We start from the raw sequence: 3,310 nt of genomic DNA on the forward strand, positions 1-3,310 counted from the left end.
AGTGAGCCTTTTTCATCCTTGCTGAGCGGCTCTGAGTTCGCGGTGCTGAAGGACGTGGATGGCCTTGACGAGTTGTCCGGCCTTGTAGGGACAGCAGCGGAGTTTACGCAGCACACGCCAGCTTTTCAGTTGGGCGATCGCGCGTTCGCCGCGGCCGCGTAGCCGGGCGTGAGCGCGGTTGGCAGCCTTCTGTGAGACCGGTTTCCCGCGGCCCTTGTATGGAGTGATCGCCCAGCTCGATCCCTGATATCCCTTGTCTGCCAGGGTGATCAGTCCGGCATGTTCCAACTCGTGGAGGACCCGCCATATCCAGGAGGCCTTCGAATCATGGACACTGCCGGGTAACGCACCCGAGATCCATACGATGTCACCGTCGGGTGTGGCGATGACCTGGACGTTCATGCCATGTATCCGGTGTTTGCCCGAGTAGAACGGGCGATCGGCAGCGACCCGATCGATCGGAATCAACGTGCCGTCCAGGATCACATAGGCATGGCCGTCCTTCTTCGCCTGCCGCAGTGCGTCTTTCAGTGTCGGTGACCGGTCGGCGAGCAGTTCCACGGTTTCGGTGACGTAGCGCCAGGCGGTGCTGGTGGCGACCTCGAAGCCGGCGGCGAGATCGGTGTAGGTTTCGCCTTTGCGCAGGTAGACCAACGTGAGTAGCGCTTGACGGCCGGGGTCGAGGCGTCGCCATCTCGAGCCGATCACTCGGCGATGCCGGCGGATGATGCCAGCGGTGTGGATGAGGGTCTTACGTGACAACGGCAGTGCGGCACGGTAGAACAACAAGTGAAGCCTCTGGTGGACAGTGATCTTGGTCGATCTGCTCTCCTACCAGGGGCTTCGCTGGTACGTGGGGAGGCTCGCCGCCTGCCTCGAGCCACCGGCGTCGGGCTGGTCACAGAGGATGAAAAGGGCTCAGTGATCACCGGCGCCAGTTCTGTTTGCTCAGGTACGAGAAGCGAGATTGCACGCCGGGCAGCAGGCGGGCTCATCGCGACGCGCTCGGCGATCACCCGCGGGTCGACCAGACCCGCCTGCAACAGGGCGGTGACGTAGCTGTGGTCCTTCTCCCGATAGGCGCAGAGTTTCGCGGCGCACAGGTCTTCTTTGTCGAGACACCAACCGGTGAACCCCGGCTCGCCCGAGGGCGCGGCAGTCTCGGCGTCGCGCACCTCCACCAGACGATCTCGCCAGCCTTCGAGCAACGCGGAGGTCTCCATGTCGACGCCGTCGATACTGAAGCCGTTGCGTTCCTCGAAAAGCGAGAACTGCCCCGCCACACCGTCGATCAGGTCCGCGAGACGTGCTGCCTCATGGTGGCTCTCGGCGATCGGGAGGATGTCGATCTCCATCGACCTCGTGGCCCTGGCGGGCAGCTCGTCCTCATGGAAAGTGCCGAGGATCGACTGCGAGCCGACCATCACCTCGGGCCGCCCGATGATCCGGCACGCGGTGCGGATCGCGAACTCCAGCTGATCGCGACGCATCAACGCACCGCACGGAGCACGTCGAGCCGCTCGTCCTGCGCCAGCAGTCCACCCATCGGCGAGACCTCACGCATCTCGATCGACTCCCGGTCCAGCCCGGTCAACGCCCGATGGAGGCCGAAAACATCCGCTCGCTCGACCAGCGCCTCCGAGCGGTCGAGGTTGCCCAGGTGGGGCAGCCGCACACACCGGCGCGCAGCCGGACGATATTGCGATCGATACGAGGACGCCAGAGCTGAAGAAGACTCGACGGTGTCAGATGCGTGGCCAGCTGCCGGTGCAGCCGCCAGGAGCGCGCCTCCGAACGCGTCAGTTCCGCAGCCGGATCCGACTGCGCGGTCCTCGCCTCGGGCATCACGCGGTGGGGAACGTCACGACCACTCGACATGCCCCACCATAGCAATGGGCCCCACAGCGGCGTCCGCGCTCGTCAGCGAACCGGCCGCTCCGCATCCTGCCCGCTGCGCTCCTCGCCCCTCGACTTCCGCCCGAGGATCCGGATTTCCCGCCTACCCTGGTGAATCGCCCCGGAGGGTCGGGAGACTTCACTTCTTGAGGAAGGATGAAGTCTGTGAGTTCGAGGAAGTACCCGCCGGAGTTGCGTGAGCGGGCCGTGCGGATGGTCGCCGAGGTCCGGGACCAGTACGAGTCGGAATGGGCCGCGATCGGCGCGGTGGCCGATCTGCTGGGTATCGGCACCTCCGAAACGCTGCGCAAATGGGTCCGTCAGGACCAGATCGATGCCGGTGTTCGTCCAGGGTCGACCAGCGAGGAGTCCGCGGAGCTGAAGCGGTTGCGGCGGGAGAACGCCGAACTCGAGCGTGCCAACGCGATCCTGAAGGCAGCGTCGGCTTTCTTCGCGGCCGAGATCGACCGGCCGCAACGCTGATCTGCAGGTTCGTCACCGAACACCAGGGCCACCGCGAAGACGGGGGCTTGCGCTGGGGAGTCGAGTCGATCTGCGCCGGGCTCACCGAGCTCGGCGTAAACGTCTCTCCGTCAACCTATTACGAACACCGCAAACACGTCCGGAGCAAGCGGGAGCAGCGTGACCAGCTGTTGAAGCCACAGGTCGCGCGGGTCCACCGGGAGAACTTCGGCGTCTATGGCGCGCGGAAGGTGTGGCTGGCATTGAACCGCGAAGGCCACCAGGTGGCCCGATGCACCATCGAGCGGTTGATGCGCGAACTCGGGTTGCAAGGCGTTCGGCGTGGCCGCAGCAAGCGGACCACGATCCCGGCCCCGGCTGCGGATCGGCCGGCTGATCTGGTGCAACGCCGGTTCTCGCCGGGTGCGCCGAACCGGTTGTGGGTTGCCGACATCACCTATGTGTCGACGTGGTCCGGGTGGGTGTATGTGGCGTTCGTGATCGATGCCTACGCGCGAAGGATCCTGGGCTGGCGCACGTCCACGTCGATGACTACGACGTTGGTTCTGGACGCGATCGAGCACGCTATCTGGACCCGGGAAAGAGACGGCTGGGATGTGAAAGATGGTGTGCACCACACGGATAGGAGATCTCAGTACACGTCCATAGCGTTCAGTGAACGCCTCGCTGCGGCCGGGATCCAGCCCAGTATCGGCGCGGTCGGATCGAGCTACGACAATGCGCTCGCCGAGACGATCAACGGTCTCTACAAGACCGAGCTGATCAAACAGCGGGGCCCGTGGCGCACGGTCGATCACGTGGAATTCGCCACCGCCGAATGGGTCGACTGGTTCAACCACCGCCGCCTCTACCGGTACTGCGGTGACATCCCACCAGCGGAAATGGAGGCCGCCCACTACGCTCAACAACCAGCCCAGCCAACGGCGGGGCT

Annotated in this window: 4 protein-coding genes; 1 reads left to right on the plus strand and 3 read right to left on the minus strand. The window is 64.8% G+C overall.

Annotated features, from left to right (window positions below; all coding sequences use genetic code 11):
* Positions 1 to 12 precede the first annotated feature (12 nt).
* The 3 genes from QH283_RS00525 to QH283_RS00535 are packed head-to-tail and all read right to left on the minus strand — an operon-like array spanning position 13 to position 1,675.
* Complete coding sequence (locus QH283_RS00525; protein ID WP_280501051.1) at positions 13 to 789, minus strand: transposase family protein; 777 nt, start codon at positions 787 to 789, stop codon at positions 13 to 15.
* Entirely contained in the window at positions 705 to 1,490 is a 786-nt protein-coding gene (locus tag QH283_RS00530; RefSeq protein ID WP_280501052.1) for a DUF6036 family nucleotidyltransferase, read from the minus strand. Before QH283_RS00530 ends, QH283_RS00525 begins: the two co-directional genes overlap by 85 nt.
* Positions 1,490 to 1,675, minus strand: a complete 186-nt coding sequence (locus QH283_RS00535; RefSeq protein WP_280501053.1) for a hypothetical protein — start codon at positions 1,673 to 1,675, stop codon at positions 1,490 to 1,492. Before QH283_RS00535 ends, QH283_RS00530 begins: the two co-directional genes overlap by 1 nt.
* Positions 1,676 to 2,052: 377 nt before the next feature.
* Between QH283_RS00535 and QH283_RS00540 the strand changes: the two genes are divergently transcribed.
* Positions 2,053 to 3,310 (plus strand): IS3 family transposase gene (locus QH283_RS00540; protein ID WP_280501054.1). Its coding sequence is split into 2 segments (ribosomal slippage), with 1,259 coding nucleotides annotated over them: positions 2,053 to 2,341 and positions 2,341 to 3,310; the frame shifts between segments, so codons are not numbered across the junction. This gene is flagged as partial in the annotation.

The organism is Nocardia farcinica, assembly GCF_029867845.1.
Taxonomy (GTDB): Bacteria; Actinomycetota; Actinomycetes; order Mycobacteriales; family Mycobacteriaceae; genus Nocardia; species Nocardia farcinica_A.